The organism is Streptomyces wuyuanensis (assembly GCF_900103455.1).
In the GTDB taxonomy this organism is placed as follows: Bacteria; Actinomycetota; Actinomycetes; order Streptomycetales; family Streptomycetaceae; genus Streptomyces; species Streptomyces wuyuanensis.
This window is the reverse complement of sequence record NZ_FNHI01000015.1, coordinates 18,050-36,008: the sequence shown is the minus strand read 5'-3', so window position 1 is coordinate 36,008 and position 17,959 is coordinate 18,050. Positions and strand designations below refer to the sequence as shown.

The window sequence follows — 17,959 nt, the reverse complement described above, 5'->3', positions numbered from 1 at the left end:
GCCAGGACCGAAGCGACTACACCGAAGGGACCCGGCCGGGCGGTACCCGCCCGAACGGCTCAGCCATGCGCGTACTCGTCGTCACCGCGGTGCGGGCGGAGGCCGACTCCGTCGTCGCCGGGCTCTGCCCCGACGGCCCCGTGACCTCCCACCGCGTCCCGGGCGGCCACACCCTGCGCCGCTGCGCGGGCACGGGGACGGCGGTGGACGTCCTGGCCGGAGGCGTCGGTCCCGCCGCGGCGGCCGCGGCGACGGCCACCGCCCTGACCGCCGCGGCCTCCACGCCCGGCGCTCCCCCGTACGACCTGGTGGTCTCCGCCGGGATCGGCGGCGGCTTCGCGGGCGTCGCCCCGCTCGGCGCGGTCGTGGTCGCGGACGCGATGGTCGCCGCCGACCTCGGCGCACAGACACCCGACGGTCATCTGCCGGTCGAGGAACTCGGCTTCGGACGCTCCGTGCACCGGCCCGCCGCGCTGTCGGAGCGCGTCGCCGAGGTGCTGGGCGCGGTGCACGGCCCCGTGCTCACCGTGTCGACGGTCACCGGCACCGCCGCCCGGGCCGCCGAGCTGACCGCACGTCACCCCCGGGCCGCCGTCGAGGCGATGGAGGGCTTCGGGGTCGCCGAGGCGGCCGCGTCGCACGGGGTTCCCGTGGCCGAGATCCGCGCCGTGTCCAACGCCGTCGGCCCCCGCGACCGGGCCGCCTGGCGCGTCGGCGAGGCCCTGGACGCCCTGCGGGACGCGTTCCGGCTGCTGATCCCCGTCCTCGATGAGGAGGCCCGATGAGCAAACTCAAGATCGCCTACTCGCCCTGCCCGAACGACACCTTCGTCTTCGACGCCTGGGCGCACGGACGGGTCCCGGGCGCGCCCCGCCTCGACGTGACGTTCGCGGACATCGACATCACCAACGGCATGGCCGAGCGCGGCGAGTTCGACGTGCTGAAGGTCTCGTACGCGGTGCTCCCGTACGTGCTGGACGAGTACGCGCTGCTGCCCTGCGGCGGCGCGCTGGGCCGGGGCTGCGGCCCGCTCGTGCTCACCCGTGGGCCGGGCGCCGACCTGAGCGACGCGACGGTCGCGGTGCCGAGCGAGAGGTCGACGGCGTACCTGCTGTTCCGGCTGTGGGCCGCGGACGTGCTGCCGGACGGGGTCGGCCGGGTCGTCGTCCTGCCGTTCCACGAGATCATGCCTGCCGTACGGGACGGCAAGGTGGACGCCGGACTCGTGATCCACGAGGCGCGGTTCACTTATCAGGAGTACGGCCTGCACTGCCTCGCGGACATGGGTGAGCACTGGGAGAACACGACCGGGCTGCCGATCCCGCTCGGCGCCATCATCGCCAAGCGTTCGCTGGGCCCGGAACTGCTGGGCCTCCTGGCCGAATCCGCTCGCGCGTCCGTCCGCATGGCGTGGGACGACCCGGTGGCGTCGCGCCCGTACGTGATGGAACACGCCCAGGAGATGGACCCCGCCGTCGCGGACCAGCACATCGGGCTCTACGTCAACGAGTTCACGGCCGACCTCGGCGAGTCGGGCTACGCGGCCGTCCGCGGTCTGCTGACGCGTGCCGCGGCCGAGGGGCTCGTACCTCCCCTCGGCCGCGATGCGCTGTCCTTCGTCTGACCCGCCGCGCCACCGTCCGGAGGGGCGGCGCGGCGGCGGAGGTCAGACGTCGAGCTGGTCGGCGACCGCGCGCAGAAGTCCGGCGATCTTCTTGCCGTGGGCCTTGTCCGGATAGCGGCCGCGCTCCAGCTGCGGGGTGATGTTCTCCAGGAGCGTCGTCAGGTCCTGCACGATCGAGGCCAGCTCGTCCGGCTTCCGGCGCTGAGCGGCGGCCACGGAGGGGGTGGGGTCGAGGACCGTCACCGAGAGTGCCTGGTCACCGCGCTGTCCCGCGACAACACCGAACTCGACCCGCTGACCGGGCTTCAGGGCGTCGACTCCGTCAGGAAGCACCGACGAGTGGACGAAGACGTCGCCGCCGTCGTCGCGGGAGAGAAAGCCGAAGCCCTTCTCGCTGTTGAACCACTTGACCTTGCCGGTAGGCACGTCTGTCCTCGTCCTCGTACTCGTCGGGAATTGCGAAAAAACGGTCTGGATAGCACTGCAGCGGGCCGCTCGACCCGCCACCACACAAGGCTAATGGTCCGAGGGCCACTGACAAGACGTCCCCGGTGGTTCCTACGCGCTGGGAACTACCCTGGTCGGGTGACTCATGAAACCCAAGCGAATTCGGCCGGTCCCGGCGACGGGCTCGTCCGTGCCGGCGCGATCGTCTTCATCATCGGGGCCGTGGCCACTCTCGTCACCGTGGCCCCTCTGTTCCTCGGCACGGAGCCGTTCCCGACGGCCGCGTACCTCGTGAGCATGCTGATGGGCGTCGGCTTTCTCATCGCGGGAACCGGTGTGCTCCGGTCGATCGCCGTGCAGCGGCGTCAGGCGCGCTCGTCCGCGCCGTCCGCGCCCGCCGCATAGGGGACCGCGGGCCGCCGCGCAGGGACGGGACGATGCAGGGGGTCCGCGCCCGCCGCACAGGGACCGCCGTGGTCCGAAGCCGCGAGCGGGCCGCCGCCCGCCTCCGCACAGCGCGTCTCGTCAGCCTGCCGCTGCCGTGCCCGTGTAGCCCGCGAACCAGGCGGGGAACGCGGCGAGGTCCGGCAGGACCACGTCCGCGCCCGCCTCGCGCAGCTCCCGCTCGTCGCACGGCCCGGTCGGCACCGCGACCGACAGCGCCCCCGCGGTCCGGGCCCCGCGGACATCGCCGACGTGATCGCCCACGTACACCCCGGCGTCGTACTCGCGCAGCGCCTCCGCCTTGGCCTCCGCCCACAGCCATCCGATGACTTCGTCGGGCTCGATGCCGAGGTGGGCCAGGTGCATCTTGGCGTTGGGCTCGTGCTTGGCGGTGACGACGATCGCGCGACCGCCCAGCGCCTGGACCGCGGCGACGGCCTCGCGGGCGCCGGGCATCGCGTGGGTCGGGGCGATGGCGTAGGCGGGGTAGAGCTCGCGGTAGCGGTCGCCCATCTCCAGGATCCGCTCGTCCGGGAACCAGTGCGCGAGCTCCTGCTCCAGCGGCGGTCCCAGCCGGGTGACCGCGAGGTCGGCGTCTATCCACACCCCGGTCTCCGCGGACAGCGCCCGGTAGGCGGCCCGGATGCCGGGGCGCGAGTCGATCAGGGTCATGTCGAGGTCGAATCCGACCGTGAGGGGCCGCGTCAGGGGTTCCGGAGCCATGAGGGCCATTGTGCCCGGGGCCCGGAAAGGGGCACCGGGGGGCAGGTCGGGCGCCGGAGGGGCGGTGCCTAGACTTAGCCGACCCTTACCGGACTCCCGATGGGAAACGATGTCAGCCGCCGCTCCCGGAACCAGACGCGTGCTCGCGATCGCGGCTGCAGTCGCGGCGCTGCTCGTCGCGGTCCTGCTCAGTCTCGCGGTGGGCGCGCGTCCCATCGCCCCGTCCGCGGTGCTCGACGCACTGCTGCACGGAGGCACGAGCGAGTCCGCCCAGGTCGTCCTGGAACTGCGGCTGCCGCGCACCCTCATCGGTCTGATGGTCGGTGCGTCGCTGGCGCTCGCCGGCACCGTGCTGCAGGGGCTGACCCGCAACCCCATCGCCGACCCCGGGATCCTCGGCATCAGCCAGGGAGCCTCCGTCGGAGTGGTCCTGGCGATCGCCTTCGCCGGGGTGCACACGCTCAACGGCTACGTCTGGTTCGCCTTCGCGGGCGCGGCAATCGCCTCCGTCGCGGTGTACGCGGTCGCCTCCAGCGGCCGGGGCGGGGCGACGCCGGTGAAACTGGCCCTCGGCGGGGCGGCGATCAACGCGCTGCTGGTCTCGGTGACGACCGCCGTGCTCACCACCAGGGCCGCGGCCCTCGACGAGTTCCGCTTCTGGCAGGTCGGCGCCCTCGGCGGACGGAACGCCGAGATCGCCGCACAGATCTGGCCCTTCCTGCTGCTCGGCACCCTCCTCGTGCTGTCCGTCGCCCGCGGGCTCGACGCCCTGGCCCTCGGCGACGACGTGGCCAAGGGGCTCGGCCGGCGCGTCGCGACGGTCCGTGTCGTCGGCGGCATCGGCGCGACGGTCCTCACGGGCGCGGGCGTCGCCGCCGCGGGCCCGGTCGCCTTCGTCGGCCTCGCCGTACCGCACATCGCCCGCGCGATCGTCGGCTCGGACCACCGCTGGGTACTCCCGTTCGCGGCCCTGCTGGGACCCGTGATGCTCCTCGTCTCCGACGTCGTCGGACGGATCCTCTTCCCGCCGGGCGAGATACCCGCGGGTGTGACGACCGCACTGATCGGCGTGCCGTTCCTGGTCGCCATGGTGCGCCGGAAGGCGGTCCCCGCATGAGCGCCGCAGAGCGGACGGCCGTTCGGCCGGGGGACGTTGCGGCGACGGGCCGCGCTTCGGCCCGGCCGGCCGGGCACAGCCGGCTCGGCACCGGACGCGCGAGCTTCCTCCTGCACCGGAGGGCCGCGGGGGTCGCCGTGGCCCTCGCCGTGCTCCTCGGGGGCGTGTGCGTGGCGTACCTCTGCGCCGGCGAGAGCTTCGTCGCCCCCGGCGAGGTCGTGAACGTGCTCCTCGGCCGGCCCTCCCCGGACGAACTCGTCGTCGGCACGCTGCGGCTGCCGCGCATGGTCGTGGGTCTGCTCGTCGGCGCGGCGTTCGGAGTGGCCGGAGCACTCGTCCAGACCGTCGCCCGCAACCCGCTCGCCAGCCCCGACGTGATCGGCATCAGCCAGGGCGCCGGGGCGGTCACGGTGGCGGCGCTGACCTTCGGCGTCACCTCGTACGGCGTGCTCCCGTACCTCTCGGTCGCCGGCGGGATCGCGGCCGCCGCGCTGGTCTACGTGTTCGCGTGGCGCGGCGGTCTCCACGCCGCCCGGTTCGTCCTCGTCGGCATCGGCTTCGCGATCGCGCTGCGCTCGGTCACCACCCTGTTCATGACCAAGGGCGACTACCTCGTCGCCCAGCAGGCACAGATCTGGATGACCGGCTCGCTCAACGGCCGCGGCTGGGACGAGGCCACGCCGCTCGGCTGGACGCTCCTCACGCTCGTCCCGGCAGCGGTCTGGGCCTCGCGGACCATGCGCAACGTCTCCCTCGACGACCACACCGCCACCGCGCTCGGCATACGTCTGGGGCGCGTACGCCTCGGCCTGGTGGTGCTGGGCGTCGTCCTCGCATCCGTCGCGACGGGCGCGGCGGGCCCCGTCGACTTCGTGGCGCTGCTCGCACCGCAGATCGCCCGCCGGCTGACCCGTACCGCGCAGATCCCGCTGCTCTGCTCGGCGCTCACGGGCGCGCTGGTGGTCGTGCTCGCCGACCTGCTCGGCCGGCGGCTGCTGGCACCGACCGAACTGCCCGTGGGTGTGCTGACCGCCGCCGTCGGCGCCCCGTACCTGATCTGGCTGATCGTCCGCGGCCGCACCGGCCGCGCCACTGGAGGCTCCGCATGAGCACGCTGACGGCCCGTGACCTGACGCTCGCCTACGAGGACCGCACCGTCGTCCACGAGCTGGACCTGGCCGTGCCCGACGGCCGGGTGACGGTCATCGTCGGCCCGAACGCCTGCGGCAAGTCGACCACCCTGCGCGCGCTCGGCCGGCTGCTGCGGCCGAAAGGCGGCGCGGTGCTCCTGGACGGCACCGAACTGGCCCGCATCCACACCAAGCGGATCGCGCGGCGGATAGGGCTGCTGCCGCAGTCGCCCGTGGCGCCGGAGGCTATCACCGTCGCCGACCTGGTCTCCCGCGGCCGGCAGCCCCACCAGGCGTGGTGGAGGCAGTGGTCGGACGAGGACGAACGGGCCGTCACGGAAGCCATGGAGCGCACCGACGTCGCCGATCTCGCGGACCGCCCCGTGGACGAGCTGTCCGGCGGTCAGCGGCAGCGGGTGTGGATCGCGATGGCCCTGGCCCAGGAGACCGATCTGCTGCTCCTCGACGAACCCACGACGTTCCTGGACATCGCGCACCAGGTGGAGGTCCTCGACCTGGTGCGCCGGCTCAACCACGAGCGGGGCCGTACGGTCGTCGCGGTCCTGCACGACCTCAACCAGGCCGCCCGCTACGCCGACCACCTCGTCGCCATGAAGGACGGCCGCATCGTCGCCGAGGGCCACCCCTCGGACATCGTCACCGCCGAACTCGTCCGGGACGTCTTCGGCCTCGCGTCGGTCGTCGTCCCCGACCCGGTGACGGGGTCGCCGCTGGTCGTTCCGGGGGTGCCGTGGGGCGCGGGCGTGGCGGCCGGGGCGCGCGGCGGCACCGTCTGATCGAGCCGTCCCGCATGCGCGGCGGCACGGGGCCGGCGCCCGCGTGCGGCGCCCTCCGCGCGGGGCGGGGCACTTCGGGCGCGACGTTTCCGGGCGTCGCGGCCCGTGCGTCCGCCCTCGGGGCCTTGGACGGACCGAGGGTCGCCCGGTCCGCGCGGCGCGTCCGCCGCACCCCACGGGCCCGGCGACGGGCCCCGAGACCGTGGGCCCCCGTACGCATGCGCGCGAAGCCGCACCGCGCCCGGACGTACCACCCGCCGCGGGCGCGGCGTCAGCGGCGGCGGGCGCGCCAGAGGAGGAAGACGGCGGACGCGACCGCCGCGCCGCGGACCACCCACGGCCAGGCGCCCGTCAGCGCCTCCCGCATCGCGTCACCGCCCGGGGCGATCGGCTCGCCCCACCGGCCCTCGACACGTCCCCAGATCCAGACCGCCGCGCTCGCGGCGACGAGCCCGGGGATGCCGAGGACCGCCAGCTTGGCCTCGGCGCGGGACAGGGCGCGGGTCGCGTAGGCGAGGAGCCAGCCGCCGGCCAGGGCCACCAGCGACCCCAGGACCGCGCCGACACCGAGGAGCGTCGCCGCGAACAGCAGCATGGGGTTGCCCAGCGCGCGCACCGCCCCGCGGGACGGCGCGGGGGCGGCCGGGGGCGCACCCGCCGGAGCACCGGCCCCTCCAGCGGCACCCGAGGCGTCCAGGGCGCCCGCCGTCTCGCGCCGACGCCACCGCAGAAGCCGTCCGCGCCGCGCCCCGCCCCGCTTCTCCGGCCCGCCGGCGGCGCGCTTCCCCCCGTCTTCTTCGTCCTCTTCGTCCTTCCGGGGAGGCCGCAGCAGGTCGGGGATCTCCACGCCGCCGACGAACGCGCCGAAGTCGGCGTCCTCGCGCCGTCCGCGTTCGATCCGCCACCACTCGGGTTCCCCGGCTCCCGTGGCCGCTCCGGGGACCGCCGCCCCGGAGGGCACCCCGGCGGCTTCGGCCTCCGGCGCCCCCGAGCGCTGCTCCGGCACGGACGCGGGGGCCGTCCCGGCGGCGGAGCCGTCCGCCCCGTCCGGGGCCGGGCGCCGGCCCGGTCCGGATGCCGCCCCGTCCACCACCTCGTCGGGGGTGCCGAGCCGTCCGAGGATGCGCTGGACTGCCGCCGGGCTGTCGGTGCCGTACCTGGCGCGCTCCCGGTCGATCTCGTTACGCAGCGACGACACGAGTTGCATCCTGGTACCGGAGGGCAACTGGCGCTGCTGCGCCAGATCGCCGACCCGGCTCAGGTAGTCGAAGACAAGCTGATCGCTCTCGATCCCCACGGTGCCCCTCCACAGCGCGCCCGTCCCGGCGCCCGGTCCTGACGTTAGCGCCTGGGCAGGGGCTAACGTGGGGCGGATGGGGGACCGGTGAGCTCGATCGGGAGGCGCACGTGCCCGCAGGAACGTCCGCAGGGAGACCGGCAGGACAGCCGGCGCGTGAGGCGGGGGGCACCGCCGCCGGTGCGCCGGTGCGCCCGCACGACGAAGCCTCCGCGCACACGCCCGCCGACGCCCCCGACGGCACCGCGCCGGACGCCCGAGACGGCTCGGAGGCACCCCCCGGCACCCGAACCGCCGACCGCACCGGCACACCGCCGCGCACCCTCGCCGAGGCGCTCCGCAACCGCGGCGACCGGGGGCTCGCCGCGCTGCTGCGCGCCCGCCCCGACCTGCTGAGCCCCGTGCCGAACGATCTGACCCAGCTCGCCACCCGCGCCGGCACCCGCGCCTCCGTCGTCAGGGCGCTGGAGCGGCTCGACCGGTTCGCCCAGCAGACCGCCCAGGCGCTGGCCGTGGCCGTGGAACCCACCTCGTACGGGACGCTGCTCGCGCTGATGAGCGGCGACGACGGCGACCCCGCCGTCGAGGCGGCGCTCCCCCGCGCCCTCGAGGTGCTGCGCGAGCGGGCGCTGGTGTGGGGTGACGACGACCGGCTGCGACTGGTGCGGACCGCGCGCGAACTGCTCGCCCCGTCCCCGCAGCACCCGTCCCCGACGGGCCTCGGCCCCACGGCCGCCGAGGCGACCGCGGGGATGTCACCCGGCCGGCTGCAGGAGATCCTCGCCGCGGCGGGTCTGCCGACGACCCATGATCCGGTTTCGGCCGTGGCGTCGCTGACCTCGCTGTTCACCGACCGGGAGCGGATGGCGGCGCTGCTGGACACGGCGCCCGCCGAAGCGCTCGCCGTGCTCGACCGCCTGGTGTGGGGCCCGCCCTACGGGACGGTGGCTCCGCCGGGCGACTCCTCGGGCGCGGCGGAGTCGACGCCGGTGCAGTGGCTGCGGGACCGGGGACTGCTGCTGCCTTCGTCGCTGCGGACGGTGGTGCTGCCGCGCGAGGTGGCGCTTCATCTGCGCGGCGGGCGGGCGCACCGCGAGCCCGAACCGGTCGCGCCGGGGATCGAGGTCGCGGCCGAACACCGTCCACAGATTGTGGACAGCACGGCCGCGGGGCAGGCGTACACCGCGCTCGCCACCGTCGAGGAGCTGCTGAAGGGCTGGCAGACGGGCGGGCCCGCGGTGCTGCGAGCGGGCGGCCTGAGCGTCCGGGACCTGAAGCGGACCGCCGCGGCGCTCGACGTCTCCGAGCAGATCGCCGCCTTCTGGCTGGAACTGGCCTACGCGGCCGGGCTGCTGGCCTCCGACGGCGGCGAGGGTACGTCCCGTGCCACGGGGGAGGGCGAGAGGTTCGCCCCGACACCCGCGTACGACGAGTGGCTGGACCTGCCGGCGGCCTCGCGCTGGACGGCCCTCGCGACGGCCTGGCTCACGGCCACCCGGACGTCGGGACTGGTCGGCGGCCAGGACGCCAAGGGCCGTACGCTCGCGGCACTCGGCCCGGACCTGGACCGCGGTGCCGCCCCCGAGGTGCGGCACCGTGTGCTGGCCCTGCTCGCGGACCTGCCCTGGGGCGCGGCGCCCGACCCGGAGTCGGTCCTGGCCCGGCTCCGCTGGGAGCACCCGGTCCGCACTCCGGCGCAGCCCGCCCCCGGCACCCCGGAGCCCTCCGATCTGCGCTCGCGCATCGCCGTGTGGACCCTGACCGAGGCCGAGCTCCTGGGACTGACCGGCCGCGGCGCCCTCTCCACCGCCGCGCGCACGCTCCTGGCCGCCCCCGCGCTCCCCGCGACGGCCGACCGGAACCGAGGGGAGCGCGGCGCCGGCGTGGTCCCGGGCACGGCGGAGACCGCGCCCGAACCGGCCGGAGGCGTCCCCGTGGGGTCCGCCACGCACGGCCCCGCCGATCTCGCCGCCCGGGCCGCGCTCGCCGCCGGGGTGATCGCCCCGCTGCTGCCGGAACCGCTCGACCACGTGCTCCTCCAGGCCGATCTCACCGCCGTCGCGCCGGGCCCGCTGGAGCGCCCGCTGGCCGAGGCGCTGGGGGTCCTTGCGGACGTGGAATCGAAGGGTGGCGCGACGGTCTACCGGTTTACGCCGGCGTCCGTGCGGCGGGCATTGGACGCCGGGCAGGCCGCGGCGGACCTGCACGCCTTCCTCGCCCGGCACAGCCGTACCCCGGTGCCGCAGCCGTTGAGCTATCTCATCGACGACGTCGCCCGCAAGCACGGCCATCTGCGCATCGGCGCCGCCTCCGCCTACGTGCGCTGCGACGACGACGCTCTGCTCGACGAGATCCTGGCCGACCGCCGTTCGCACGGCCTGCGGATGCGCCGGCTCGCTCCCACCGTGCTGGCCGCCCAGGCCGACCCCGCGACGCTGCTCGAAGGACTGCGGGGCATGGGCTTCGCGCCCGCCGCCGAGTCCGCGGAGGGCGATGTGCTGATCACCCGCGCCGACGCCCACCGGACCCCGCACCGCACCCCGCCGGTCCCCGTTCCGGACGGGCCGCCGGTCCCGAACGACACGCTGCTCGGCGCCGCGGTGAAGGCGATCCGGGCGGGCGACCTGGCCGCCACGGCCGTACGCAAGCCCGCACCGCACACCGGCGCGGGGGAACTGCCCCGCACCACCCCGGCCGAGACCCTCGCGACCGTGCAGGCGGCCGCGCTCACCGGCTCCGCGATCTGGATCGGGTACGTCAACGCCGACGGGGCCGCGAGCCAGCGGGTCATCGCCCCGGTCCGCGTCGAGGGCGGCTTCGTCACCGCGTACGACCACACCGCCGACGAGGTGCGCACCTATCCCCTGCACCGCATCACCGGGGTCGCCGAGCTCGCGGACGAACCGGCCTGAGCGCCCCGTCCCGGACACGGCTCGCACGAGGCGGACGCCCAGGCGCCCCGGCGATTGCGCGAATCATGCGCGCAACCGCGGCGGTTCCCGCCCCGGAGTGATCAATTCCCCACCCAGGGGCGACCTTCGGCATTCCGGCTCGGGGCCCTGGGCAGCCACCCGGCGTCCCACTGACGATCCCGGGCCCGTCCGGCCCGGGACAGCCGGAAGGAAGGTCGTTCCATGCGTCGTGTCACCACCGTCCTCGTCGCCGCAGCCGCGCTCCTGGGCGCGATGGCCACACGGGCCTCGGCGGTCGGCATCGATCTCGGCGGCGGACTCACGGTCTAGGCCACTGTGGGCCACGTCCGACGAATCCGGCCTTGCCGGTGGGTCCGCACCACGCCGAGCGGCGCGGGCCCGCCTCCGTCCGGGCCGTCTGCGACGGCCACCGCAGCGCTCGCCACGGGGAGCGCCCGGCACAGAAAGGTCCCGGGCCATGCGCGGTATCGCTGCCGCCCTCGCAACGGCCGCGTTCCTCGCCCTCGGCCACCTCGTCCCCGTTCCGGTCCTGCTCCAGATCGAAGGTCCACTGGTCAACAGCCCGCTGATCTGAACCCGGCGGGCGGGACCGGGCGCCAGGGCGGGGCGGTGGCCGGGGGGCCGGGGGAAACGGGCGGCCGAGGGGGCGGGGGGCGGGGGCAGGGGGTGGGTCGCCTCCGGGCAGAGGGGGGCGACGGCCGGGGGCCGGCCGCTCGGAGGGGCTTCGCGGGCGGCCGGGGGGCCGAGGGGGCTTCGTTCGGGGAGGGGGGCCGCTCAGGGGGGTCACGGGAGGGGCCGTCGGGGGCTTCGTCGGGGAGGGGCGGCCGCTCGGGGGTGGGGCCGGTCTCGGGAGGGCGGCCCCGCGGGCCCGGTGCCGGTCCCCCGGTGCCGGTCCCCCGGTGCCGGTCCCCCGGGGCCGGTCCCCCGGGGCCGGTCCCGGGTGCCGGTCTCACGGCGGCGGTTCCGGGAGCCTCGGTCCGGGGCCGCCCGAGGCGGCTTCCGGAGGCCGCGGCCGATCCCGCCCATGGCCGGTCCGGGCGGTGTGGCCGGGGCCACGCGGTCGCACCGCCCGATGAGGCAAACTGGACGTTTGGCCGCACGGGATCGCCGGGACCCGGACGCAGGCCACGAGGAAAGGTCACCCGCGTGAACGGACCGCTCATCGTCCAGAGCGACAAGACCCTCCTGCTCGAGGTCGACCACGACCGGGCCGACGCCTGCCGCCGCGCCATCGCCCCCTTCGCCGAGCTGGAGCGCGCCCCCGAGCACATCCACACGTACCGCGTCACCCCGCTCGGCCTCTGGAACGCACGGGCGGCCGGGCACGACGCCGAGCAGGTCGTGGACGCGCTCGTCGAGTTCTCCCGCTATCCCGTCCCGCACGCCCTGCTCGTCGACGTGGCCGAGACGATGGCCCGGTACGGCCGCCTGACGCTCGTCAAGCACCCCACGCACGGTCTGGTGCTGTCCACGACCGACCGGCCGGTGCTGGAGGAGGTCCTGCGCTCCAAGAAGATCCAGCCGCTGGTCGGCGCCCGGATCGACCCGGACACGGTCGCCGTTCACCCCTCCGAGCGCGGCCAGATCAAGCAGACGCTGCTGAAGCTCGGCTGGCCCGCCGAGGACCACGCCGGATACGTCGACGGCGAGGCCCACCGCATCGACCTGGACGAGTCCGGCTGGGCCCTGCGGCCGTACCAGAAGCAGGCCGTGGAGGGCTTCTGGCACGGCGGCTCGGGCGTCGTCGTACTCCCCTGCGGCGCGGGCAAGACGCTCGTCGGCGCCGGTGCGATGGCCCAGGCTAAGGCGACCACGCTCATCCTCGTCACCAACACCGTCTCCGCCCGCCAGTGGAAGCACGAGCTGATCAAGCGGACCTCGCTGACCGAGGAGGAGATCGGCGAGTACAGCGGCGCCAAGAAGGAGATCCGCCCGGTCACCATCGCCACCTACCAGGTGCTGACGACGAAGCGGAAGGGCATCTACCCCCACCTGGAGCTGTTCGACTCCCGCGACTGGGGCCTGATCCTCTACGACGAGGTTCATCTGCTGCCCGCGCCGGTCTTCAAGTTCACGGCCGATCTGCAGGCCCGCCGCCGGCTCGGACTGACGGCGACGCTCGTGCGCGAGGACGGCCGCGAGTCGGACGTATTCTCGCTCATCGGCCCGAAGCGGTTCGACGCGCCCTGGAAGGAGATCGAGGCGCAGGGGTACATCGCGCCCGCCGACTGCGTCGAGGTCCGGGTCAATCTGACGGACTCCGAGCGGCTCGCGTACGCGACGGCCGAGACCGAGGAGAAGTACCGCTTCTGCGCCACGACGGACACCAAGCGGAAGGTCGCGGAGGCGCTCGTCCGCAGGCACGCGGGCCAGCAGACGCTGGTCATCGGCCAGTACATCGACCAGCTCGACGAGCTCGGCGAGCACCTGAACGCGCCCGTCATCAAGGGGGAGACGCCGAACTCCCAGCGGGAGAAGCTCTTCGACGCGTTCCGGAACGGCGACATCTCGGTCCTGGTCGTCTCCAAGGTCGCGAACTTCTCGATCGACCTGCCGGAGGCGACGATCGCCATCCAGGTCTCCGGCACCTTCGGCTCCCGCCAGGAGGAGGCCCAGCGCCTCGGCCGGGTCCTGCGCCCCAAGGCCGACGGCCACAAGGCCCACTTCTACTCGGTGGTGGCCCGCGACACGATCGACCAGGACTTCGCGGCGCACCGCCAGCGCTTCCTGGCCGAGCAGGGGTATGCGTACCGGATCGTGGACGCGGACGACCTGTTCGCGGACGACTAAGGGCTGTCCACCTCCTGATCCGCCTGCGCGGCGGGGGGTGCCGTCGTCCTCCGCCCGTGCCGGCGCCCCGGGAGACCGGTGCTCGCTACGCTGGTCCCCGGGCGCCGTCCTGGGCGCCCGGGAGGTACCCGGTTGCCGGACCGGCACGTACGACGGAACGCGACACGTACGAACGGTCCGTGCGACTGCGACCCGGCACGCGGACCCCGTACGTACGACCGGCCCCGGCACGCAGGACCCGGAGCGTACGACGGAGCGGGCGGCCGGCGACCGGTGCGCACGACCGGCACGCGCACGACGAACGACGACCGGTGTGCACGAAGGGCCGACCCGAGGAGGACCCCATGCCGCACCACGACAGCTACGAGGTGCTCTTCACGGAGTCGGCGGCCCGTGACCGCGACCGCCTGGACCCGGTGCGCCGGGCCTCGTTCGACAAGGCGGTCGAGATCCTCGCCCGCGACCCGTACACCGCGCACTCCCGCCCGATAGGCCCCGGCGAGCAGGACCGCGAGATCCGGCTGACCTCGCAGGTCGTGGCCGAGTACATAATCTCGCGGGGGCGGCTCCTCCTCGTCGTCCTGCGGATCTTCGACGACGCGGACATCCTGCTCCCGGAGAGCTGACGCCGCCGGTCGCCCCGGCGGCCGCGCCCAGGCGCGGAGGGCCGGGGCATGCGGCGGCCTCGAGACACCGCGGCGGCGGCGCGGCTCAGCGGACGGCGCCCGTGTCCGCGGCCGCTCCCGTCGCCCCGGCCCCGCGCTGCACCGGCAGCCCGCCGTCACCGCCGTCGCGCGCCCGCAGGGCCGCGATCCCCAGGACCGCCAGCCCCAGCGGTGCGTACGGGGACGCCAACGGCTGCTGCCACCACTGCAGCCGGAGATCCAGGTCCCCCGCGTGCGGCACGAGCCACATGGTGCGGGCCAGGAACACCACGGCCATCAGCGCGGCCGTTCCCCTGCGCCCCTCGGCGATCAGGACGGCCAGCAGCGGCACGCACCACACCCAGTGGTGGGACCAGCTGATCGGCGAGACGAGCAGCGCGGCGTACGCGACGGCCAGCACGGCCCATCGGTACGGCGCCCGGCGGGCGGTCCACAGCGCCGCGACGGCGGTGAGGAGCGCCACGGCCGCCCACACCGCACCCGGTTCCGCCCGGTGCAGTACGCGCGCGAACAGCCCCTGCAGTGACTGGTTCTCGATGATCCAGGCCTTGCCGACCCGGTCGGTCTCGAAGATCCGCCGCGTCCAGAAGTCGGCGCTGGCCTCGGGCAGGACGAGCGCGCCGAGCAGGACCGTACCGGCGAGGGACGCGAGCGCGGTGAGCCCGCCGCGGCGGCGCCCGGTGATCAGCAGCAGGACGACGAAGACGACGGGGGTGAGCTTCACGCCCGCCGCGATCCCCAGTGCGAAGCCCTTGCCGACCGCGTCGTCCGGCCGGGAGAGGTCCCACAGCACCAGACACACGAGTGCGAGGTTGATCTGGCCGAAGACGAGGGTCTGGAAGACGGGTTCGAGCCACAGCCCCACGGCGGTGGCGGCCAGGACGGCGGGCGCGGAGGCGGGCAGTCCGGCGAAGCGGCAGGACAGCCGTACGAGCAGGGCGAGGAGCAGGGCGTTCCCCGCGACGAAGACGACCTTGAGGGCGGCGACCGGCAGCCAGGTCGTCGGCACGAACAGGATCGCGGCGAAGGGCGGATAGGTGGCGGGCAGCCGCCAGTTCGTGACGGTGAAGCCGTAGATGTCGGTGCCGTTGGCGACGGCCGCTCCCTCGGCGCGGTACACGAGGGTGTCCGCCATCGGGATGCGCTGGGCGACGCAGAGTGCGGCCAGCGCGGCGAGCGAGAGGACGAGGACGGAGGTCGCGGGGAGCGATCGGGTGGTCACGGTCCGGTACGGAAGCGTCACGGCCGCGACCCTAGTGGATCAGCGGGCGGCCGTCCGTCGGGCGGGGGCGCTCCGCGACGGCGGGGGGTCCGCCGCTCGCACCGGCGCGGACTCCGGGGGTCTTCGGGCAAGGGCTCCGGGCACGGTCTTCGGGCTCCGGGCGTGGCCGGGCGGTGCTCAGAGGATGCCGGGACTCAGAGGTGCCGGGACTCAGAGGTGCCGGGACTCACAGATGCCGGGACTCACAGATGCCGGGACTCACAGATGCCGGCGGACTCCGGCCTCCTCGCTGTACTCGCCGAGGACCACGACACCGAACGCCGTGGAGACGAAGACCTTGACCGCGCGCAGCGCGTCGCCGAGACGGTGGGTGTGGTGGGCCTGGGCGCCGGTGGCGGTGGCTCCGCGACCGGGCCGGGACGCTGGGGTGAAGCTGGCTGCACTCATGTGACCAGGATGGGTTCTCGGCGTCCGCGGCACATCGATCTACGGGCTGAACGCCGGTCGCGGGCTTGTACGACTTCGGATATAGGGCCTCCCCTACGGGGTGGACCCCGCCCCGCGAAATCCATTCGCCCCGGCACGACGGGCTGAGTATTATCGCCCGTCTTGCCCGCCTCCCTCGCAGGAGTGCCGCCTCCCGGACGGAAACCGGGTGCGCTGTCATGTCGTACTTCCAACGTACCTTCGGAGGCAGCACCGTGCCCGCGCCCGAAGCGCCCGAAGCACCGGCGCACGATCCCCTGGGCCGTGAACGGGCCCATCTGACCGCCTCGCGCGCCGCCCTGCGCGCGATGCGCGAGGACGTCGAGGCCCTGGACATCCGCGACGTCACGGCGAACTGGGTGAACGCCGCCGTCCTGGAGTCGCAGATCAACGAGCGGATCAAGGCCCTCGCGGATCTCGCCCACACCCCGCTCTTCTTCGGGCGGCTGGACTATCTGCAGACCACTCAGGAGGGGCAGCGCTTCTACATCGGCCGGCGCCATGTGCACGACGGCGAGGGGGACCCGATGGTGATCGACTGGCGCGCGCCGGTCTCGCAGCCGTTCTACCGGGCGTCCCGCAAGATCCCGATGGACGTGCGGCTGCGCCGCCGCTTCGGCTACACGGGCGGCGACCTCACCGCGTACGAGGACGAGCACCTCACCGACCCGACGGAGGCGGACCGGACCAGCCGGCTGCTCCAGGCGGAGATCGAACGCCCGCGCGTGGGCCCGATGCGGGACATCGTGGCCACGATCCAGCCCGAGCAGGACGAGATCGTACGGTCGGGCCTCTCGGGCACGGTGTGCGTGCAGGGCGGTCCGGGCACCGGGAAGACCGCCGTCGGCCTGCACCGGGTGGCGTACCTGCTGTACGCGCACCGGGAGCGGCTGGCCCGTACCGGCACGCTGGTCATCGGACCGAACCGGTCCTTCCTCCACTACATCGAGCAGGTCCTGCCCGCGCTGGGGGAGTTGGAGGTCAAGCAGGCGACCGTCGCGGATCTCGTCGCCCATGTCGAGGTGCGCGGGGCGGACGAGCCCGCGGCCGCCCTGGTGAAGGGTGACGCGCGGATGGCGGAAGTGCTGCGCCGCGCGGTCCGTTCGCACGTGACGATGCCGACCGAGCCGGTGATGGTGGTCCGCGGGTCCCGGCGCTGGCGGATTCCCGCGTACGAACTCGAGGAGATCGTCCGGGAGTTGCTGGATCGCGACATCCGCTACGGAGCGGCCCGCGACGCACTGCCGCAGCGCATCGCGCACGCGGTGCTCGTGCGGATGGAACAGGCCGGTGAGGCGCCGGACGACCGGGTCCAGGACTCGGTGGCGCGCAACGCGGCGGTGAAGGCTGCGGTGAAGGCGATCTGGCCGCCGGTAGACCCGGCGAAGCTGGTGCTGCGCCTGCTCTCGGACCCGGACTTCCTGGCGGAGCACGCGGACGGAGTGCTGAGCGCCGACGAGCAGAAGGCGGTCTTCTGGACCAGGCCGCCGCGCTCGGTCCGCTCCGCGCGCTGGTCCGCGGCTGACGCGGTGCTGGTCGACGAGGCGAACGACCTCGTCGAGCGCACTCCGTCCCTCGGCCATGTGGTCCTCGACGAGGCACAGGACCTGTCGCCGATGCAGTACCGGGCGGTGGGGCGCAGATGCACGACGGGTTCGGCGACGGTCCTCGGCGACCTGGCGCAGGGCACCACCCCGTGGGCGACGGCGGACTGGTCCGAGGCGCTGGCACATCTGGGCAAGCCGGACGCGGTGGTGGAGGAGCTGACGGCGGGCTTCCGGGTGCCCCGCGAAGTGATCGCGTACGCGTCCAGACTGCTGCCCCACGTGTCGCCCGGGCTGACGGAGGTCCGCTCGGTCCGTGAGTCTCCCGGCTCGCTGGAGATCCGCCCGTCGGAGGGTGACGGGGACGTGGTCGCCGCGTGTCTGTCCGCACTGCGGCACGAGGGTTCGATCGGCCTGATCGCCGCGGACGACCGGGCACCGGCACTGGCCGCGGCGCTGACCGGTGCCGGTGTGCGCTTCCTCGCCCCCGGCGAGGAGACCACACCGGACGCCCGGCTCACCCTGGTGCCGGCGTCCCTCGCGAAGGGCCTCGAGTACGACTACGTGGTGCTCGACGACCCCGCGGCCGTCGTCGCCGCCGAGCCCGACGAACGCACGGGTCTGCGCCGGCTCTACGTGGCCCTGACCCGTGCGGTCTCCGGCCTGACGGTGCTCCATTCGTCGCCCCTGCCGTGGCAGCTGGGGTGAATCGGGCGGAGCCCCGCGCGAGTTGACCCCGA

15 protein-coding genes are annotated in these 17,959 nt (G+C 74.5%); 10 read left to right on the top strand and 5 right to left on the bottom strand.

The window, feature by feature from the left end:
• Window positions 1-65: 65 nt before the first annotated feature.
• Entirely contained in the window at window positions 66-785 is a 720-nt protein-coding gene (locus BLT82_RS21930; protein ID WP_093657460.1) for a futalosine hydrolase, read from the top strand.
• A complete protein-coding gene (locus tag BLT82_RS21925) occupies window positions 782-1,624 on the top strand; it encodes a 1,4-dihydroxy-6-naphtoate synthase (RefSeq protein ID WP_093657458.1) in 843 nt (280 codons plus the stop codon). Before BLT82_RS21930 ends, BLT82_RS21925 begins: the two co-directional genes overlap by 4 nt.
• A gap of 42 nt (window positions 1,625-1,666) precedes the next feature.
• On the opposite strand, the gene BLT82_RS38590 is transcribed toward BLT82_RS21925, so the two are convergent.
• Window positions 1,667-2,050 carry a cold-shock protein gene (locus BLT82_RS38590; RefSeq protein WP_093657457.1) on the bottom strand — a complete coding sequence of 128 codons (384 nt, stop codon included), beginning with the start codon at window positions 2,048-2,050 and terminating at the stop codon, window positions 1,667-1,669.
• A gap of 159 nt (window positions 2,051-2,209) precedes the next feature.
• Between BLT82_RS38590 and BLT82_RS21915 the strand changes: the two genes are divergently transcribed.
• A complete protein-coding gene (locus BLT82_RS21915) occupies window positions 2,210-2,476 on the top strand; it encodes a hypothetical protein (RefSeq protein ID WP_208868004.1) in 267 nt (88 codons plus the stop codon).
• Window positions 2,477-2,596: 120 nt separating this feature from the next.
• Here the strand turns inward: BLT82_RS21915 and BLT82_RS21910 are convergent, their stop codons facing one another.
• Window positions 2,597-3,238, bottom strand: a complete 642-nt coding sequence (locus tag BLT82_RS21910) for an HAD family hydrolase (protein WP_093657760.1) — start codon at window positions 3,236-3,238, stop codon at window positions 2,597-2,599.
• Window positions 3,239-3,347: 109 nt separating this feature from the next.
• Between BLT82_RS21910 and BLT82_RS21905 the strand changes: the two genes are divergently transcribed.
• Genes BLT82_RS21905 through BLT82_RS21895 form a run of 3 tightly spaced genes read left to right on the top strand, consistent with a single transcriptional unit; the run spans window position 3,348 to window position 6,282 of the window.
• The gene (locus BLT82_RS21905; RefSeq protein WP_093657453.1) at window positions 3,348-4,355 is read left to right on the top strand and encodes a FecCD family ABC transporter permease; all 1,008 of its coding nucleotides are present in this window, start codon (window positions 3,348-3,350) and stop codon (window positions 4,353-4,355) included.
• Window positions 4,352-5,464, top strand: coding sequence for a FecCD family ABC transporter permease (locus BLT82_RS21900; protein WP_093657451.1), 1,113 nt, complete (start codon window positions 4,352-4,354; stop codon window positions 5,462-5,464). Before BLT82_RS21905 ends, BLT82_RS21900 begins: the two co-directional genes overlap by 4 nt.
• Window positions 5,461-6,282: an ABC transporter ATP-binding protein gene (locus tag BLT82_RS21895; protein WP_093657449.1), complete on the top strand. Its 822-nt coding sequence runs from the start codon at window positions 5,461-5,463 to the stop codon at window positions 6,280-6,282. Before BLT82_RS21900 ends, BLT82_RS21895 begins: the two co-directional genes overlap by 4 nt.
• Window positions 6,283-6,553: 271 nt before the next feature.
• Here BLT82_RS21895 and BLT82_RS21890 read toward each other — a convergent pair whose 3' ends face one another.
• A complete protein-coding gene (locus BLT82_RS21890; RefSeq protein WP_093657447.1) occupies window positions 6,554-7,579 on the bottom strand; it encodes a hypothetical protein in 1,026 nt (341 codons plus the stop codon).
• 188 nt (window positions 7,580-7,767) lie between these two features.
• On the opposite strand from BLT82_RS21890, the gene BLT82_RS21885 reads away from it, so the two are divergent.
• The 3 genes from BLT82_RS21885 (at window position 7,768) to BLT82_RS21870 (ending at window position 13,928) form a co-directional block, all read left to right on the top strand.
• A complete protein-coding gene (locus tag BLT82_RS21885) occupies window positions 7,768-10,491 on the top strand; it encodes a helicase C-terminal domain-containing protein (protein WP_093657445.1) in 2,724 nt (907 codons plus the stop codon).
• A gap of 1,167 nt (window positions 10,492-11,658) precedes the next feature.
• On the top strand, window positions 11,659-13,302 hold the full coding sequence (locus BLT82_RS21875; RefSeq protein ID WP_093657441.1) for a DNA repair helicase XPB: 1,644 nt from the start codon (window positions 11,659-11,661) through the stop codon (window positions 13,300-13,302).
• Between the two features lie 344 nt (window positions 13,303-13,646).
• Window positions 13,647-13,928 carry a type II toxin-antitoxin system RelE family toxin gene (locus BLT82_RS21870; RefSeq protein ID WP_093657439.1) on the top strand — a complete coding sequence of 94 codons (282 nt, stop codon included), beginning with the start codon at window positions 13,647-13,649 and terminating at the stop codon, window positions 13,926-13,928.
• A gap of 85 nt (window positions 13,929-14,013) precedes the next feature.
• Here BLT82_RS21870 and BLT82_RS21865 read toward each other — a convergent pair whose 3' ends face one another.
• A complete protein-coding gene (locus BLT82_RS21865) occupies window positions 14,014-15,210 on the bottom strand; it encodes a glycosyltransferase 87 family protein (protein ID WP_404204849.1) in 1,197 nt (398 codons plus the stop codon).
• A gap of 237 nt (window positions 15,211-15,447) precedes the next feature.
• The gene (locus BLT82_RS21860; RefSeq protein WP_093657437.1) at window positions 15,448-15,636 is read right to left on the bottom strand and encodes a hypothetical protein; all 189 of its coding nucleotides are present in this window, start codon (window positions 15,634-15,636) and stop codon (window positions 15,448-15,450) included.
• A 218-nt stretch (window positions 15,637-15,854) separates the two neighbouring features.
• On the opposite strand from BLT82_RS21860, the gene BLT82_RS21855 reads away from it, so the two are divergent.
• Complete coding sequence (locus BLT82_RS21855) at window positions 15,855-17,927, top strand: HelD family protein (protein WP_404204845.1); 2,073 nt, start codon at window positions 15,855-15,857, stop codon at window positions 17,925-17,927.
• Window positions 17,928-17,959: the final 32 nt, after the last annotated feature.

Bases quoted from the DNA above. Each gene is read 5' to 3' on its own strand.
- BLT82_RS21930 (WP_093657460.1), top strand. From the start codon at position 66: ATGCGCGTACTCGTCGTCACCGCGGTGCGGGCGGAGGCCGACTCCGTC.
- BLT82_RS21925 (WP_093657458.1), top strand. From the start codon at position 782: ATGAGCAAACTCAAGATCGCCTACTCGCCCTGCCCGAACGACACCTTC.
- BLT82_RS21910 (WP_093657760.1), bottom strand. From the start codon at position 3,238: ATGGCTCCGGAACCCCTGACGCGGCCCCTCACGGTCGGATTCGACCTC.
- BLT82_RS21905 (WP_093657453.1), top strand. From the start codon at position 3,348: ATGTCAGCCGCCGCTCCCGGAACCAGACGCGTGCTCGCGATCGCGGCT.
- BLT82_RS21900 (WP_093657451.1), top strand. From the start codon at position 4,352: ATGAGCGCCGCAGAGCGGACGGCCGTTCGGCCGGGGGACGTTGCGGCG.
- BLT82_RS21895 (WP_093657449.1), top strand. From the start codon at position 5,461: ATGAGCACGCTGACGGCCCGTGACCTGACGCTCGCCTACGAGGACCGC.
- BLT82_RS21870 (WP_093657439.1), top strand. From the start codon at position 13,647: ATGCCGCACCACGACAGCTACGAGGTGCTCTTCACGGAGTCGGCGGCC.
- BLT82_RS21860 (WP_093657437.1), bottom strand. From the start codon at position 15,636: ATGAGTGCAGCCAGCTTCACCCCAGCGTCCCGGCCCGGTCGCGGAGCC.
- BLT82_RS21855 (WP_404204845.1), top strand. From the start codon at position 15,855: ATGTCGTACTTCCAACGTACCTTCGGAGGCAGCACCGTGCCCGCGCCC.